General features: G+C 40.9%; 14 protein-coding genes and 1 pseudogene. 10 read left to right on the top strand and 5 right to left on the bottom strand.

Annotated features, from left to right (window positions below):
* Window positions 1–356 precede the first annotated feature (356 nt).
* Window positions 357–956 carry a hypothetical protein gene (locus OGM63_RS16295; RefSeq protein ID WP_263746640.1) on the top strand — a complete coding sequence of 200 codons (600 nt, stop codon included), beginning with the start codon at window positions 357–359 and terminating at the stop codon, window positions 954–956.
* Window positions 957–1,245: 289 nt separating this feature from the next.
* On the opposite strand, the gene OGM63_RS16290 is transcribed toward OGM63_RS16295, so the two are convergent.
* Window positions 1,246–1,497, bottom strand: a complete 252-nt coding sequence (locus OGM63_RS16290; protein ID WP_263746638.1) for a hypothetical protein — start codon at window positions 1,495–1,497, stop codon at window positions 1,246–1,248.
* A 29-nt stretch (window positions 1,498–1,526) separates the two neighbouring features.
* Here OGM63_RS16290 and OGM63_RS16285 point away from each other — a divergent pair, with 29 nt between their 5' ends.
* On the top strand, window positions 1,527–2,678 hold the full coding sequence (locus OGM63_RS16285; RefSeq protein ID WP_263746637.1) for an RNA-guided endonuclease InsQ/TnpB family protein: 1,152 nt from the start codon (window positions 1,527–1,529) through the stop codon (window positions 2,676–2,678).
* An 83-nt stretch (window positions 2,679–2,761) separates the two neighbouring features.
* Here OGM63_RS16285 and OGM63_RS16280 read toward each other — a convergent pair whose 3' ends face one another.
* Window positions 2,762–3,466: a 16S rRNA (uracil(1498)-N(3))-methyltransferase gene (locus OGM63_RS16280; RefSeq protein ID WP_263746636.1), complete on the bottom strand. Its 705-nt coding sequence runs from the start codon at window positions 3,464–3,466 to the stop codon at window positions 2,762–2,764.
* A gap of 600 nt (window positions 3,467–4,066) precedes the next feature.
* Between OGM63_RS16280 and OGM63_RS16275 the strand changes: the two genes are divergently transcribed.
* The 7 genes and pseudogenes from OGM63_RS16275 to OGM63_RS16245 all read left to right on the top strand — a co-directional run bounded on the left by OGM63_RS16275 (window position 4,067) and on the right by OGM63_RS16245 (window position 14,195).
* Window positions 4,067–5,974: a methyl-accepting chemotaxis protein gene (locus OGM63_RS16275; protein ID WP_263746635.1), complete on the top strand. Its 1,908-nt coding sequence runs from the start codon at window positions 4,067–4,069 to the stop codon at window positions 5,972–5,974.
* A 174-nt stretch (window positions 5,975–6,148) separates the two neighbouring features.
* Window positions 6,149–7,003, top strand: a pseudogene (locus OGM63_RS29840) (Hpt domain-containing protein); the annotation flags it as partial.
* A 243-nt stretch (window positions 7,004–7,246) separates the two neighbouring features.
* Entirely contained in the window at window positions 7,247–9,418 is a 2,172-nt protein-coding gene (locus tag OGM63_RS16265; protein ID WP_263746641.1) for a hybrid sensor histidine kinase/response regulator, read from the top strand.
* Window positions 9,419–9,665: 247 nt separating this feature from the next.
* The gene (cheB, locus tag OGM63_RS16260; RefSeq protein ID WP_263746634.1) at window positions 9,666–10,724 is read left to right on the top strand and encodes a chemotaxis-specific protein-glutamate methyltransferase CheB; all 1,059 of its coding nucleotides are present in this window, start codon (window positions 9,666–9,668) and stop codon (window positions 10,722–10,724) included.
* 17 nt (window positions 10,725–10,741) lie between these two features.
* A complete protein-coding gene (locus OGM63_RS16255) occupies window positions 10,742–11,593 on the top strand; it encodes a CheR family methyltransferase (RefSeq protein ID WP_263746633.1) in 852 nt (283 codons plus the stop codon).
* A gap of 8 nt (window positions 11,594–11,601) precedes the next feature.
* Window positions 11,602–12,786 carry a chemotaxis protein CheW gene (locus OGM63_RS16250; RefSeq protein ID WP_263746632.1) on the top strand — a complete coding sequence of 395 codons (1,185 nt, stop codon included), beginning with the start codon at window positions 11,602–11,604 and terminating at the stop codon, window positions 12,784–12,786.
* A 272-nt stretch (window positions 12,787–13,058) separates the two neighbouring features.
* Window positions 13,059–14,195 (top strand): response regulator, encoded by a 1,137-nt coding sequence (locus OGM63_RS16245; RefSeq protein WP_263746631.1) that lies wholly within the window; start codon window positions 13,059–13,061, stop codon window positions 14,193–14,195.
* Window positions 14,196–14,456: 261 nt separating this feature from the next.
* Here the strand turns inward: OGM63_RS16245 and OGM63_RS16240 are convergent, their stop codons facing one another.
* From OGM63_RS16240 to petN, 3 genes are all read right to left on the bottom strand, one after another.
* Window positions 14,457–15,860 (bottom strand): hypothetical protein, encoded by a 1,404-nt coding sequence (locus tag OGM63_RS16240; RefSeq protein WP_263746630.1) that lies wholly within the window; start codon window positions 15,858–15,860, stop codon window positions 14,457–14,459.
* 351 nt (window positions 15,861–16,211) lie between these two features.
* Entirely contained in the window at window positions 16,212–16,370 is a 159-nt protein-coding gene (locus OGM63_RS16235) for a hypothetical protein (RefSeq protein ID WP_089125199.1), read from the bottom strand.
* A 7-nt stretch (window positions 16,371–16,377) separates the two neighbouring features.
* A complete protein-coding gene (gene petN, locus OGM63_RS16230; protein ID WP_010998401.1) occupies window positions 16,378–16,467 on the bottom strand; it encodes a cytochrome b6-f complex subunit PetN in 90 nt (29 codons plus the stop codon).
* Between the two features lie 181 nt (window positions 16,468–16,648).
* Here petN and OGM63_RS16225 point away from each other — a divergent pair, with 181 nt between their 5' ends.
* A complete protein-coding gene (locus OGM63_RS16225; RefSeq protein WP_263746629.1) occupies window positions 16,649–17,104 on the top strand; it encodes a hypothetical protein in 456 nt (151 codons plus the stop codon).
* The last annotated feature ends 453 nt before the right edge of the window (window positions 17,105–17,557 follow it).

Raw genomic sequence — 17,557 nt, 5'->3', positions numbered from 1 at the left:
CCTCTTCGATGACACTCCCCCTACTGGTTTAAAAGCAACCAATTTCTCCAGTCAGATACTTAAGTTTTCGTGCAGAATGTTAATTGTTGTTAAGTCCACTTTCAGAAACTTGCTCTTAGTTACAGTAAAATTTAATAATTAATTCTCAGCACACATTGTTGCTCCTTGAGTTGAAAACCTTTGTCCTATACTGTTATTAGAATGTAGATCGGCACAGACCGTCTTAGGAGTGTCACATACATAGGGTGACACCACAAAATCGGTCAGTCAAGAAAATTTTGATAAGATGTAACATTTTGACGTAATTATTCACAATTGCGTTAGATTTCCAAATATAAAGATCAGGAGTAATTGTAATGTTCGGGTTTATCAAAAACTTAATCGCGGGAATTCTAGGTTTTGTGAGTGGGCTATTACCAGGTAAGAAAAAAGGCAATACAGAGCTTTCACCAGCGAAGAAAAAAAGCAACGGCTACTTTTTAGAGTTAGACGAGGCAAAGAGCATCAAGCCGTTAGAAACGGTGAAAGAGGCAGCAAAAGAAGTAGCATCAAACACTAAAAAAGCAGTCGAAACAGTTACGACTGAAACTAAAAAAGCAGTCGAAACAGTTACGACTGAAACTAAAAAAGCAGTGGCAACAGTTGTATCTGATTCTCAAAAAGAAGTGGAAACAGTTCCATCAAAAGTTGCAGCGTCATCCAATGGAACAAAAGCTGCTGCTTCTATTGCCGATTCTAAGTCAGTCAAAGCTTCTAAAAATGGCAAGGCTCCTAAGGCTGAACCTAAACCAGAGTTAACACCCGCAGCCAGCAAAGTTGCGAAGATACCAACTGAAACTACTTTTGCTCCCAAGTACCTAGCTCCTTCTGCTACAAGCTCTAACGGTCGTCGTCGTCCTGGTGCGAACATGACTTCTTTCTTGGATATGGCACGGAGTGTGAAAACTCCTGGTTAACCGTTAACAAATACAGCACCCGATCGCTTGAATCGAATACACGTAGAGACGTAGCACTGCTACGTCTCTACAAGGAGAGCCTGAAATCTGCTCCTCCAAGCAAGTCAACTCGCTGAAAGAGGAAGCGTGGGAAGTGATTCCTAGAATCCCCATCCTCAGCCGCAAGGCAGGATGGGGAGAATGTCAACTGAAACATCAGGAGTCCCCCACTGAATTCTGTCCTCAGAATCAGTGGCGGGAGGAATGATGGGTGATGACGAATTGACCGACTACCAATAATAACCGCAGGTTATTGCGGGATGTTGGTCGATGAGGAATCGCCGCTTTCTTCGCTACTCCACTGAACTATTAATTCTGGCAGCGCATCCCTAAGTTTTTTCTGCCAATCGGGTATTGCTTTGAGTTGTTCTTTCGCTTCACTACTTAGCTTAAAACAAATCGGCTTAGAATCTAAAGCTTTCTCTCCTTCTGGCTCCCAACAATATTTATTATCTTTCCGGAAAGGCATAGCTAACTTTGCATTATAGTGGTATACTACCATTAAAGCGCAAAACTCCGGGGGTGATATTGATGTACAAAAAAGACCCGCAGATTTTAACAGTTGCGTGTAAGTTGATAGCAACTCCGCAGCAAACGCAAGATTTTACCAGATTGTCGTTAATGTTTGCGGCGACTTGTAACTACATCAACGCCAGCGTTAACTCCAAATATAAAAGCGCACCAAAAATCCAGAAGTTGATTTACGCGGATGCAAAAATGAAGTCAGGGATGCAAGCAAACCACGTTATTCAGGCTTGTATCCGTGTTGCCGGAAATCGCAAAGTCGCAGAAGTTGTAGAATTTAAGCCAGGATCGGTATTGTATGATGCGCGAACCTTCTCGCTTGCTCGTGATTTAAAAACAGTCAGTTTGTCGGTTCTAGGTAAACGAATAAAAGTTGATTTAGAGCTTGGAAACTATCAGCGCGAAATGTTAGACATGAGTAAATCCGAGCCTTCTAGCGCAACCCTAGTAAAACGCAAAGCTGATTGGTATCTACATATCCAGGTAAAAGTAAATGCAAAAATTGACAATCCACTAATAACAAGTAAAGAGAATTACTTGGGTGTCGATCTAGGAAGAGTAGACATTGCCAGTCTTAGTGATGGCGCATCGTTCTCAGGTAAAGAGATTGAGAAAGTGCGGACTAAGTATTCTAAGATCCGCGCCAGATTGCAATATAAAGCGAGTTCAGGCACTCGTAGTAGTCGGAGACGTTCCCGGCAACTACAGAAACGGTTAGCTGGCTCTGAGCGCAGATTCCAAACATGGTTAAACCATAATATATCTTTGCAAATTGTTCTAGGAGCGCGATGCATATCGTATTCGCATATCGTCTTAGAGGATTTGACAGGGATTAGAGATAGAACCAACAAGCAACCCAGGAGCCGTGAACAACGCTTTCTCGCTAACTCATGGTCGTTCTATCAGCTAAAACTGTTTATCCAGTACAAGGCAAATATTCATGGTGTCCCTGTCGTCTTGGTAAATCCACGCTACACTTCCCAAACCTGCCATAACTGCTTGCATATCCATCCCGTACAAGGAAAGTCTTACCGCAACTCTAAAGACTACCATTGCCGTCATTGTGACTGGAAAGGGGATGCTGATTACAATGCAGCGAATGTCATTAAACAATTAGGGGCGACTGTAAACCGTAGAAAGCGGTTCAGAATACCTTAGCTGCGATACTTCTGCGCTATTGGTCTCTAGGGCTTCCCAAAGCCCCCACTGCACCTGTACGGCTGTCAGTGGCGGGTAGTTTACTATACTTCACATGCGGAAATTAGGGATAATGCGACAATGGGGGCTGTAACTGCTCTGAGGATGCGACGACCAAGGGAAACTGGTTGAAATCCGGCTTGAATCGCGTTGTCAATTTCTTTTTCTGTCCATCCCCCTTCTGGACCAGTAGCAATCAGAATTGTCGTTTGTCCTGTTTGCTGCAAGCATTTTTTTAAATGCGGGTAGTTGCCGCGTCCTTCACAAATATATTTGTGGTTTGTTGCAAATGATGACAAACCAGCCTCAAAGGAAACAGGTTCTAATATTGTCGGGACAAAAGAACGCTCTGATTGTTCAGCAGCTTCAGATGCTATGCGTTGCCAGCGTTCGAGTTTTTGGGGACTGGGATTGAGTAGAGTGCGATCGCTCATGACGGGAGCTATACAAGCTACACCCAATTCCGTACAACAGCGGACGACTTCATCAAATCCATTTTTAGGTAGGGCTACCATCAGTGTAATAGATATAGGTAGTTCGGTTTCTACTGTCAGTGTTTCTAAAATCTGCGCTTCTTTTCCTTCTAATTGGGCTAACCACCATTTACCGATACCATCCATTGCAATAAAGCGATCGCCTTTTTGCAACCGCAACACGCGACTTAAGTAATGTTGCTGTTGCGCTGTGAGCCAAATTTGGTTTTGTTGAAGTTGATCGAGTGCGATCGCAATTCTTTGCAGTTGAGCCATATGATTTTACGCACGGTTGAAAATGAGGGACGTAGAGACGTAGCACTTCTACGTCTCTATATTCTTGCGTGATTGGCATTTTGCAGAGCGAACCTCTGGGTCGGTTTTCATCCCCTCAAAAAAATTTTGCCATAAAACCCGTTGCATTGGTGCGTAATCCCACTCAGATTGATGGTATATTTACTAAAATACGAGTATTTACTTAGGTAAATGAATGTGTAGATCGCGAAAATATCGAATAATCCTGATTTACTCACCGAAGAGGTAGGGGAATTTTCTCGGAAGGGGCAGGGGTAAATACTGTTGTTATTTATCCTGCCATATGGTAGTGGATTTATACATGGAGAACTAGAAAAATTGTTTTCTTGATTGATCAGACCCACGGGGTAGGGGAAAAAGTACAAACCCAGTGGAATTGTGGACAAAAGCACAGAGGTGTTTTTTCACCCGCTCAGTTGTTGCCCCACCCGCAAGTTGCGTGGTTTTTCTAAAGCTGCGAAAGCTTCCCCAAACATTGCTGCCTCTTGTTCACCGAGCGATCGCATCTTTTAAACAGGGATGGATTTTCTTGAGGAATTCTCTAGTTGTAACTAAACACCAATGTTTAAACAATTTTTCCAAAGATTTCCCAATCAACTCAGACTTCAAAATCAAATCGTGCTTTTGCTGCTTTTAAGCACCATTATTCCCGTCTCTATCGTGGGATTGTATGGTATTTATTCTTCCAGTACCGCTTTATCGGAAGTCGCTAAACAGCAACTGGAGGCTGAGTCAGCCAAAGAAGCCAAAAATATCAGTGCATTTTTAGATGGTGTTAGTGATGATGTTTTATTCTTAAGCAAAACTCCCCCGATTCAAGGCATTATCAGAGCTAAAGCCAGTGGGAAACTAGACCCACAAGGTAATTCTGACAACGGCTGGGTTGAGCAGTTACAGACTACCTTTAGTGCGATAATGGAGCAGAAGCCCCATTATATACAGTTACGGTACATAGACGAACAGGGTAACGAATTGGTGCGAGTTGATTCTGATGGCACTAACATCAAAGTTATCCCCAAAGCCGAGCTGCAAAACAAAGCAGATAGACCATATTTTAGCGACACAATGAAGTTGCCTGTTGGCAGTGTCTATGTCTCACCTGTGAATCTGAACCAGGAACGTGGTCAAATCGAACGACCTTTTAAACCAGTGATTCGATACGCTACACCAATTTTTGACGTTTCGGGTCAAAATAGAGGAATTGCGATCGCCAATGTATTTGCTAACCAATTTATAAAACCTTTTAAAGAGGATAATCAACAGGCAGACGAGAAAAATAAATATAAAGGTAAAGAGAACTTTCTAGTCAATCAAGAAGGTTACTACATCTCTCATCCCAACCCGAAAAAGGAGTGGGGGTTTGAGTTCCGCAATAATGAGAAATTAGAAAAAGATTATTCGCAAGAACTTGCCAAGCAAATCTTAAGCACTGAGCAAGGATTTATTGACAAGGGAGACTATCTCCTGAGCTACCATAAGGTCGATCCCAGTCCAAAGCAGCCGGAATTCTTGGTAGCGATCAATAAAGTCCCCAAAAATAGCGTTTTTGCTTCGATTAACTCATTTAAAACCATCGCCATTTTCATTATTCTCGCTTCTCTGGCTGTGGTGCTGCCACTGGGAATTTATCGGGCACGGCAACTGGTAAATCTGATAAAGCAACTAGTGAATGGAATATCCACCTCTAGCCAGCAAACTTTCTCCACCATAGAACAGCAAGAACGTGTAGCTAATCAGCAAGCAGCTTCGGTGAATGAAACTACCACCACAATGGATGAACTCAAAGCTTCTTGCCGACAGTCATCTGAACAAGCTGCATCTGCCGCAATCGCCGCACAGCAAGCCCTAGCGCTTGCTGTGCAAGGCACCCAAGCCGTAGGAGAAACCCTCGCAGGAATGTTCACCTTGGAAAAAAAAGTGGGAGCGATCGCCGAACAAATTGTCCATCTTTCCGAGCAAGCCAGTCAAATTGCGATGATTTCTCAGATTGTTTCTGATTTGGCAAACCAAACTAATATGTTGGCACTCAATTCATCAGTTGAAGCTGTCCGGGCTGGAGAATATGGTAAAGGCTTTGCCGTAGTTGCGAACGAGATTCGCAGATTATCCGACCAAAGTCAAAAATCCGCCGAAAAAATTAATCTCCTGGTTTTTAATATCCAAAAAGCGATTAATTCCACAGTCATGGTGACAGACGAAGGCACGAAGACAGTAAAAACGGGGGTGCAAATCGCTCAAAATACAGATCAAGCCTTCGCAGGGGTAGCGAAAGCCGTCAACCACATGGCTTTTAACAATCAACAAATATCGCTAAATCTGAAGCAGCAATTAGATGCCATTCAACAAGTCGTCGAAGCGATGAATAACATCAACAAAGGAGCAAAAGAAAGTGCCATTGGCATCAGTCAAACCAGATTGGGCACCGAGCAACTTAATAAAGCTGCTCGGACTCTCAAGCAGATGGTGTAGTAATCTAGAGAGGTTACATGTAACGTCTCTAGGGTTTGTGGATAACACATATAGGAATCAGCGCAAAAACTCTGCCAAACTCTCCCAAACTCTGCCTTCTCTGCGGTTGGTTTGTTCATCATTCTGCGTCAGTGCTGATAAACTGTCTTATTTCTGTAGTAGTATTACCGAAAAATGATAGAAGACGAAGAACTCCGGAATCTGTATCAAATTTCTGGCGAAGAATGTTTGCAGAAACTGGCAGATGGTTTGCTGCACTTAACACAGCACCCTGCCGACAAAGCTACCTTGGAACGGTTGCGACGGGAAGCTCACAGCCTCAAAGGAGACTCGAAAATTGTCGGGGTAGAAAATGTTGTCACCCTCACCCATCAAGTTGAAAAGATTCTCTTAAGCATTAAAGCAAGGGAGATTATTTTCACCTCAAATGTGAGCGATCGCATGACTCAAGCATTAGATGCAATTAGTTTATTAATATACGAAGCCGTAACTGGTGAATCGACTGGGGTTGACACAGCCGAGATACTTGACCAGTTGATGCAAGTATTTTTTGAGCCACAACTACACGGCACTGGCACGGAAGTTCCTTTCGTTGTTGCAACTGGTCTGGAGAATAGGCACACGACGACACTGTCTTTAGTTGAAATCGCTCCAGAAGGTGAACAACACCCGCAAATACTACTTGAGCAAAATCAATTTACTACCGATTTAGCACAAATCAACCGCAATGCTCCCCAACCAGCATTAATCTTTATAGAAGACGAAGAACTGCGAGATATTTATCAAGTTGCTAGCGAAGAACATTTAGACAAACTAGCAAATGGTTTGCAATATCTACAAAAGCATCCACAGGACGAAGCTACCCTGGAAGTGTTGCTTCAAGAAGCTCACAGCCTGAAAGGAGATTCCCGAAGCGTCGGGGCAAAAAATGTTGTCACCCTCAGCCATAAAATTGAAGAGATTCTCTTAAGCATCAAAGCAAGGGAGATTATCTTCACCGCAGATGTGTGCGATCGCATGACTCAAGCATTAGATGCGATCGGTCTTTTAGTATACGAAGCTGTAACCGGTGAATCGAGTGGAGTTGATACACCCCTACTTGACCAATTGATGCAAGCGGTTTTAGAGTCACAACAGCCACAACCAAAAGCAGATGCAGTTGAACCAAAACAACAGCTACAATCAGTCCAAGTCTTAGTTGAGCAAGTCGAATCTAATACAATTATTTCGGCAGCAGAAATCAACAGCAATGCGACCCAATTTGCCGCAACTTTGATCGAAGACGAAGAACTGCGAGATATTTATCAAGTTGCTAGCGAAGAACATTTAGCCAAACTGGCAGATGGTTTGCAATATCTGCAAAAGCACCCATCAGACGAAGCTATCTTAGAACAGTTGTTGCGGCACGCTCACAGCCTGAAAGGAGACTCCCGAAGCGTCGGGGTAGAAAATGTAGTCACCCTCACCCATCAAGTTGAAGAGATTTTCTTAGGTATCAAACGCAAAGAGATTATTTTCCACCCAGATGTGTGCGATCGCATGACTCAAGCATTAGATGCGATCGGTCTTTTAGTATACGAAGCCATTACCGATCAACCGAGTGGAATTGATATATCCGAGATACTTAACCAGTTGCTCAAAATAGTTTCTCCACCAACGATTCAGAAGTCCCTACCACTTCCTCTCAAAACAGCAACTCAGCTTGACAACGCTGAAATTGGTCAACCCTACCACATCGACACGATTCGCGTTGAAACTCGCCATTTCGATGCTTTAATGTCACAAGCTGAAGAATTAACACTCACTAAAACCGCCATAGCCCATGCTACCGCTGAAATTGAGGCAATGGCAACCATATGGTCAGAGTGGAAAACTGTTTCTAGCCAAGAAAAAGACCTTGATTCTTCATCCTTCAACACCAATCCCTACGCAAAACGCCTAGAAAAAACGATCAACTCTTTGAAAACTTTAACTCAGGAAAACAGTACCAAACTAGACATCATCGTTGGGGAATTAAGAGAAAAAATTTACACGCTACGGCTTGTACCCTTATCCACCGTCTTTCAGTTGCTTAAGCGCATAGCCAAGGATTTAGCCAGACAACAATCAAAACAAGTGGAATTAATTATAGAAGGAGGAGAAACAACCGCTGACAAACGCATCCTTGAAGAAATCCAAGATTCCTTGATGCACATGGTTCGCAACGCGATCGATCATGGCATTGAGACTCCCGCAGAACGAGAAAAACTCGGCAAAAGAGCGATCGCTACTATTTGGCTTAGGGGCTACCGAACCCCCACTAACATCGTAATTGAACTGGCAGACGATGGGCGAGGACTAGACATCGAAAAGATCAAACAAACCGCTGTCAAGCGTGGACTCTACAGCCCAGAAGAACTGGAAATTATGACTCCAAGTCAGATTTATCCCCTAATCTTGGCTTCTGGCTTCTCAACCCGGACTTTTATTACAGAAATTTCTGGCAGAGGTATCGGGTTGGATGTAGTACGCACGAGCATCGAACGACTGCAAGGTAATATCCAGATAGAATCAACCCCCGGACAAGGATGCACCTTCCGCATCCAGCTAAACACAACCTTAGGAATCATTAATGTAGTACTGTTAGAAGTTGAAGGTATTGTCTATGCTCTACCAATTGAGTTTGTGCAAAAGACTTTACTTATCTCTCCAGAGCAAATTTATCTTAGTCAAGACCGAGCAACTATTGATTTGGACGGTCAAGCTGTTTGTGTTGCCAATCTAGCTGATTTGCTGCAACTCTCAAATCCTGCTTATCCCTACGTCCCAAAAGAACAACAAAATAGCCGTCTGCGTTCTTGTATCCTCCTGAAGGTAGGAGAAGACCAATTCGGCTTGTTTAGCGATCGCAATTTGCATACTCAAGAGATAGTCATCAAACCCCAAAGTCAGTTGTTGAAACGGGTGCGTAATGTCATGGGAGCAACTATTCTCGGATCAGGGGAAGTTTGCATGATTCTTAACCCCCTAGATTTACTCAAATCATTGCAGCAGCAAAACACATCTCTAATCTCCATCAAACCAAGGAAAACAATTCAAAGGAAGCGTGTTATTCTCCTAGTAGAAGATTCTATCCCCGTTCGCACCCAAGAAAAACGGCTTTTGGAAAAAGCTGGATATGAAGTGGTGATAGCCGTGGATGGTTTAGATGGTTATAACAAACTAAAAACCCGTGACTTTGATGCAGTCATATCTGACGTGGAAATGCCCAATTTAGATGGGTTGTCACTCACTGCCAAAATTCGTCACCATGAAGAATATAAAGCATTGCCGATAATTCTAGTCACAACGCTTGCTACCGATGAAGACATGGCAAGAGGATCTCAAGCCGGAGCTAATGCATACATCATCAAAAGTAATTTTAATCAAGATGTTTTATTAGAAATATTAGGAAGACTTGTTTGATAGTTGATGGTTGATAGTTGATAGTTGATAGTAAGAAATTGGGCGAATAGAATTCGCTACTACACAAACAAAGTCCAGATGGTGCGGGGACTTAATAAAATAACCCGCGTAGGCGGGTTTTGTCTGTGTAGCCGCGATTTATAATCGCCAGGGCTAAATTTTATTTAACCACCATCCACCAACAACTATCCACCAACCACTATCCACTATCCACCAACAACTAACCACTATCCACTAACCATAAATAATGCCTATTCGAGTTTTGTTAGTTGAAGATTCACGAATTGCTCTAGTAATTTTGAAAAGAATTCTAGACTCATCACCGGAGATTGAAGTAGTAGGAGAAGCTCGTACTGGTTTAGAAGCTTTGAAACTGATTCCCAAAGTTGAGCCTGATGTCATTTGTACAGACCTTCATATGCCTCAAATGGATGGTCTAGAATTTACATTTCAAGTCATGGAGCTTTATCCTCGACCGATTCTAGTAATTAGTGTTTCGGTGCAGGAAGACGATGCCAAACATGTTTTTGAGCTTTTAGAAGCAGGAGCGGTGGATATTTTTCCGAAACCAACCGCAGGACTGGCAGCAAATGATGAGTTGTTTAAGGAGGAGTTAATTAATAAGATTAAAATTTTATCTGGGGTAAGGGTATTTAGGAAAAAGCGAAAGTCCCCCTCTCAACTAAATAATTTAGAGGCTGACAATTTTTATGATTTCGTTTATAAGTCCTACATCAAACCAAAAATAGTAGTTATTGGTGCATCTACAGGTGGTCCCCAAGCCTTGAAAAAACTTTTGACTCAGCTACCAGCGGATTTTCCTGTGCCAGTGATTTGTGTGCAACACATTTGTTTCGGTTTTTTACAGGGATTAATTGATTGGTTAGCAACGAGTTGTCGATTGACTATTCAGATTGCTCAAGTTGGGGATATGCCAAAACCAGGAAAAATTTATTTTCCAGCTGAACAACTGCATTTAGAATTGGATATTTGGGGTCGATTTATTTGCTCTGATTCACCACCAGTGGCAGGACATCGACCTTCTGTAACAGTTTCATTTGAGTCTGTAGCCAAGTTTTATGGCAACGCAACAGTGGGAATATTGTTAACTGGTATGGGTAGAGATGGAGCAGATGGAATGCAAGCGATCGCTCAAGCTGGGGGCTTTACTATCGCGCAAGATGAAGCTACTTCTGTGGTGTTTGGAATGCCTAAAGAAGCAATCAACTTAGGTGCGGCAAAACAGATATTACCAATTGAAGCGATCGCACCAAAGCTACTGGCTCTGTTGCAACAGACTTCTTGAAATGTGGAGAGGATAAAGTGTCAAAGGCAGAATTTTTAAGTGTAGCCTTAACAAAGGCTTTTATTAAGTTAATTGCCCAGCAAACCGGATTAGAGATTAGAGAGCGAGACCAAACAGATTTCAGCGAAAAAATATTTTTCCGGATGAAAGCTCTCAATATATTATTTCCAGAATACTACTATCAGCTTTTAGAAGCTACTACCATACAAAGCTATCAAGAATGGCAAAAACTTGTTTTACTGCTGACGAATGTTGAAAGTTACTTTTTTCGAGATAAAGAACAGTTTAAGCTTTTAGGCGATCGCATTCTTCCAGAACTAATTCAATCTAAAGAACATAATAAAACTCTCCGCATTTTTAGTGCAGGATGCTCATCTGGAGAAGAACCATTATCTATCGCTATTCTACTTCAAGAACTTATTCCCTATCGAGAGCAATGGAACTTGATGATTTTGGGTGTAGACATCAATCAAGAAGCACTGAAAAAAGCCAAACAAGGAATTTACACCCCTTGGTCGTTGAGAAGCATTGATCCTGAAAGAATGCAGCGATATTTTTTGCACTTTGATAATCAATATCACCTGGATATGCAAATTCAGCAAATGGTAAAATTTAAATATATAAATTTACTCAAAGATTCTTTCAACGAACACAATGAAATCAAAGATATTGACTTAATTATTTGCCGGAATGTTTTCATTTACTTTGAAACATCAGCCATTGCAAAAGTATTAGATAAATTTCACCATATCCTCCAACCATCAGGATATCTGATCCCAGGTCATACAGAACTTTTTGGTCAGGATTTAAGCCACTTTGAGACAAAATTATTTCCCGAATCACTAGTTTATATTAAAAAAAGCGTTTGATAAACAAAATGAAAGAACATTCCTATCTCACCTTTAGCTTAAATAACAACCTTTACGGCATCAGCCTAGTTTACGTCGAAGAACTTTTTTCTCTACCAGAGTTAACACCCATTCCAGAAAACCCATATAAAATCGTTGGAATTGTTAATCTCCGGGGAAATATTGTGCCAGTCATGGATTTTAATTTGACCTTAAGCTCTCAATCACTAGACTATTGTTTGACAGATAGTTTAGTGGTTTTAAAATGGCAAGAATTCCGACTAGGTATCATTGTTAATCAAATCCATGAAGTCATCAATATATCCCCAGCGGAAATTACCAATGAACTTGATTATGAGCGAGAATTAGCGATAGTTAAAGAGGGGACTGAAAATTGGGAAAATATGTATTCATATTCAGACCCCAACCAAATCTTAAAAGAATCTATTCCCCAGTTCCAAAAACCCGTTGAACTAAGAAAAATCATTGCTGGTGTTGCCAGTATTCCAGAAAATATTTTCATATTGAACAACCCAGATAATTGGTCTAACTATGTAGAAATACAAGATATTTTCTCTGGGAAAAACTTATTAGAACCCAAAATTATTTCTCATAATAATGCAGACATATTTCCAGCCAATGGTTCTGAATTGTTATTGAGCCAACAGCCTGTCTTTTGCCCAAATGCAACTTTGGAAGAAACAACAACTTTTCGGAAACGAGCAGATAATTTCAGATTTGCACCTGAAACTCAGGATTTAAAGACTTTTATCACCTTAGCAGTATTTGCTTTAAATAGTAATCTTTTTGGCATTAATTTAGAATTAGTACGAGAATTTACTGATATTCGTCAAGTAACTCCTATTCCCTGTGTGAAACCGCATATCATCGGTAACATGAATCTGCGAGGTGAGATTCTCACCTTAATTGATATTTGCGGATTGTTGAATTTACCGTTGATGGGTATAGGTAATAATTCTAAGGCAATGGTTGTGGAGGTTGAGGGTATAGTTGCTGGTTTAATGGTAGAAGAAGTTTGCGACGTCATGTTCTCCCTGAACCCACGAGATATAAGAGCAGTACCGACTGCTATTCATTCAGTTAATGATGAATATCTTCAAGGGGCAGTTCTTTATCATGAAAAAATAATGAGTATTCTGGATTTGCCAAAAATCTTCCTTAAGGGTGGTTTAATCGTTGATGAGGTCATTTGATTGATTGCAATTATAATACCGCTTTTCTTAACTTTCAACAACGGGAGTTAAGATTTTTTTTTATTCACTGTAAAATTTTCGTTAATTGCGGAAATTTCGACTTTTCTGGTCTAACCTACGGCATAATAATTTTGAGTCTATTTATTTAGTATGGAGCAGTCAATGAGCCAAATGTTATTTTATTCAGCTCTAAGTTTGACACGCATAAATACCAAATCAGGGTCAGCATTTTTTTTTATTGATAAAGGTGGTAATTTTTTAATTTATGACAAATGACACTAACAAGGCTGACTAAAGAATTAGACAACCTGAATAAAAATGATGGTGATGGAGTGCTAATTTTAAGCAACCATACAGTCGTTTGGAATCTTTATCTTACCTGTGGTAAATTGCTTTATGCCACAAGTGAGGTGCATCCTGTAAGGCGTTGGGATAGAGCCTTAAAGCAGCATTGCCCTAACTGGAACTGGGGTGTTGACTTTTCTCAGTTGTCGAAAGACCTGCCTTGGGAATGTCATATTCTCGCTCAAGGCATCAGCCAAAGGCAACTGAGCGCTATCCAAGCTAAGTTAGTAATTCGTAATATTGTCCAAGAATGTTTTTTTGAGCTAAATAGCTACGCAGACTTCAGGATCGACTGGCAACCGAGGCAAAAACAGATATGGCATCTCTCTATGGTGGTCATACCCTTGTCTTCCTGGGAAATACTGTCAGTTGTTAACAAAGCAACGAACATGCAGCAAAAATGGCAAGCTGCTGGTTTAGGTCATTTGAACCCGACCGTTGCTCCAGTTTTCAAGCCAGGAGTAGAGCCTCAAGCGCTGCCAATTTTGGAGAAGTATCTTAACAGTCAGTTCACCTTATGGGATATTGCTTCAGAACAAGAGAAATCGGTGATAGAGGTAACTCTGTCCTTAATTCCTTCGGTTGAGAAGGGTATTCTGGAATTCCAAAACATTCCAGATTTACAAATACCGACTGTCAAACAGACAGTTGCGGCAACACTCCCCCAATTAAAAACCCAGTCTACCAAATTTACCCAGAAACAACCTTTAATCGCCTGTATTGATGATAGTCCCGTGTTGGCTCACACGTTAAAAAAAATCTTGATACCAGCTGGGTATGAAATGTTGAGTATTCCAGAGCCTATGCGAGGGTTCTCCCAACTCATCGAACACAAGCCTGATTTAATCTTATTAGACCTGCTTCTGCCAAATGCTGATGGCTATAGTATCTGTAAATTTTTACGAGACACTCCCGTTTTTAAGGAGACGCCGATTATTATCCTAACAGGTCAAAATACGCCAATTGATCGCGCCCATGCGAGCCTAGTTGGTGCTACTGAGTTTTTAGGCAAGCCTCCACAGCCCCAAGAATTGCTATATATTGTTCAAAAATTTCTTGGGTAATGAAAGTTATCTAAAATTCAATACGCTTGGTGTTAGGACTGTAAAGGGTGCATCCCAGTTTTTATTCTTCAATGAAATTATAAAATTTCAAGTGTCATTGCGAGGAACGAAGCAATCGCGATGACTGGGATTGCTTCGTTCCTCGCAATGACGGAAGATTATTAAATTTTACAAAAGTGGGATGCTCCCGACTGTAAATCTATCACCAAACGAATGTAGAGACGCGAAATTTCGCGTCTCTACGTCTTTTCTACCAGATGTCTATTGCAAATTGATTGAGAAATGAGCAATTAAAGTATTCCTTTCGTAAGACAGCAAGTAAATATGCAATAGATTGGGGTTATCTTTATCAAGGTGGATAGCGACTCCATCAAGTGCTAAGTGGTGATGATCTATCCACTTATCTTTTGAATCTAGCAAAACACTGAAGTAGGGGCTTTTATCTGGATGATTCTTTTCTAATTCTTCGTACTTTTGATAAAAAGGGGGTACTCCAATTCCCATAGGCATATACAAACCCTTGGGATAGTCTGCTACTGCCAACTTTGGAATTTCCTTTAAATTGACACCGCTGATGAATAATTTATTTGTTTCACCAGTTTTTGTATCGCTAAATAACAACTCGATTTCCTGTAAATTCTGCTCAACACCTACAGGCTTAATGTTCCTCAAAATCGCTTTTTGAAATTTGCCTATTCTCCAGTATTCATTTTCCCAAGGTTTTTGTGAATCGTAAAATCCTGGTGGACGGAAAGTTGCAAATTTTATGTCATTTTCATTTCTGTAAAAATCTCTCCAAGTTGTCAGATTTTTCGCAAGTGTAGTTCTAACTTTTCTTCCTTGCTCTCCTGAGACAATTATTCTTTCATCTGGCAGAAACTTAGTAGCGATTTCTTTTTGGTCAATTACTTTTCTGAGTAAATCAGTTCTTACTACTGTGCCGCTAATATCTTGCCAATGTTCTAATCTCCACCAATGCTTCCAATAAGACATCTGATTGATATTTTCAAAGACATTTTTGTAGAGTCCTATGGGAAAGGTAAACCAGCTTTGATAATAAAGAGATTTATTGCCATCCTCTTTCGTAAAAAGCAAAACTTCCCAATATCCGGCATTTAAGCAGTTATTAGCTAAAGCAATCTCAGTGATATTTTGCTTTTCAAAACCATCTCCTCCGCTAATTTCTATATGTTCTGAATTAGGAGGAAAACTAATCTGTTGTCTGTTCCACTCTCTGTCTGTTAAGGCAATTACTTCTAAACCTTTATCTTTTTTAACCCATTCAGGTGCTTTCGGTACTAAGAGTTTCAGATCAACATTTTTTACAACTATTTTTGCTGTTTTTTTGTTAGTTGGTTCTAGTACAAAATCGAAGTGAGTATTATCTCTTTTGATAACTGTTAACTTTCGGCTCGAATATCTTTGGAAAGTTTTGGCTAATGGAGCGGGATTTTCTGGATACTCGGCATTAGAGAATTCCTGTAGTTTTACTGGGGTTGTATTGTCAAATCTATACCTGGAAGTAAACCAGAAAGATCCCAGACTAATCAAACCAAGGGATACAATCAGAGTACTAAATAAAATCTGTTTCTTCGTAACTCTTAAATTGGCTTTGCTAAATAGGGTAATCTTTTTGACTCTTTGCACCGATGATGTATTACTCATTTGGAAAAGTCCACCAAATTAGAATTCTTGTCGAATAGCATAGCCTATACATTGTCAGAATGAAATATTGGGTTTATGGTGTGCGATCGCTTTACCAATGTTCTCTGTAAAAAGCGATCGCACACCATAACTTTGCCATGCATTGACCTGCAAGTAGCGTGTCTCCAAGACTCAGTGACTCTGTAGAAGTATCACCTGATTTCAGCTTGACAACAAACGCGATCGCCTAACCTAGTTTATCGGGAATGCGATCGCTTCCCATTACAAAAGCGAAGGGACACGAAATTATCGTGTCCCTCAAAAGATATATTTAACGCTAAGGACGGGATTTAGACCCAAATTGTCGATAAATTAGCGTCGCTTGGGAGTGCGTCGTGTTTCGCGTTTTTCTTGTTCTCGCAAACGGCGATCGCGCCATTCCGAAACCGTCAAATAACCAACACCACCAGTTAGTGCCAACAATAGCACCAAGCCAGACAAAGCCAAAATGCTCAAAAATGGACTTTCCACGATTTTCTTACAGTCCGTTGCGACCCCATACTACCATTGCAATTGACCAAGTGAACACAACCAATAGTGAAACCCAACCCAGTGTCAAAATCGCCATAGTCCTATTCTTCTACTAATTTACAAAACGTCTCTAATATTTATGATACTGGGAATGGTCATTAGTCATTAGACATCTCCAGAAAAGACGTAGAGACGTAGCACAGAATCGTCTCATCAAGGGTTTTGGGTAACGCATCATTAATTTATGGAGATGTCTATTTGTTTCTTCCTCTGTGTTTATGAAAGATCCGAACGATATGCCTGAACGCCTAGAATCCCTGAAAGCTGGAATATTCGGGGGTTTATCTATGAGCTTAACCTTTGTGATTACCAGTTTTCTTAACAATTTGCTGCTGGCAAAGTATTTTGTAGCACTCAGCATTCTCCAGCTAAATATCCAGGATGATAGTTGGTGGGTTAGCGGTGCTATATCCTGCTTTTGTGGGTTGCTATTTGGTGTCACCTATCGGTATATCATTCGTTCAGATGACAATCCGCAACTCAAAGCTGGGGGAGTGCTGGCTTTTGGGTTGGTGCGAGGTTTAACTCAGATAGATGTGGGATTTTGTTGTTATAGTACAATTTTGCCTTTTGTTGTACTGGCTGCGGAAAGTATTGTTTGGTTTGCGCTCTGTGCGATCGCTCTTGATACCGCGATCCAATTCGGTTTCCTCAAACCTTTTAAATCAACTTAAGTTGCAATATTTATTGAGAAAACTCACTAGACATCGACCGAGCTTTTATTATGCGTTGCCCGAAACCCTTGTAGAGACGCGAAATTTCGCGTCTCTACATTCTAATTTCGCGTCTGTACATTCGTATTTCGCGTCTGTACATTCGTATTTCGCGTCTGTACATTCGTATTTCGCGTCTGTACATTCTAATTTCGCGTCTCTACATTCTAATTTCGCGTCTCTACATTCGTATTTCGCGTCTCTACATTCGTATTTCGCGTCTGTACATTCTAATTTCGCGTCTGTACATTCTAATTTCGCGTCTCTACATTCGTATTTCGCGTCTCTACATTCGTATTTCGCGTCTGTACATTCGTATTTCGCGTCTGTACATTCGTATTTCGCGTCTGTACATTCGTATTTCGCGTCTGTACATTCGTATTTCGCGTCTGTACATTCGTATTTCGCGTCTGT

The organism is Plectonema radiosum NIES-515, assembly GCF_025753815.1.
Lineage (GTDB): Bacteria > Cyanobacteriota > Cyanobacteriia > Cyanobacteriales > Nostocaceae > Hassallia > Hassallia radiosum_A.
Note: the sequence above shows the minus strand (reverse complement) of the source record. Positions and strands in the feature narration are given on the sequence as shown.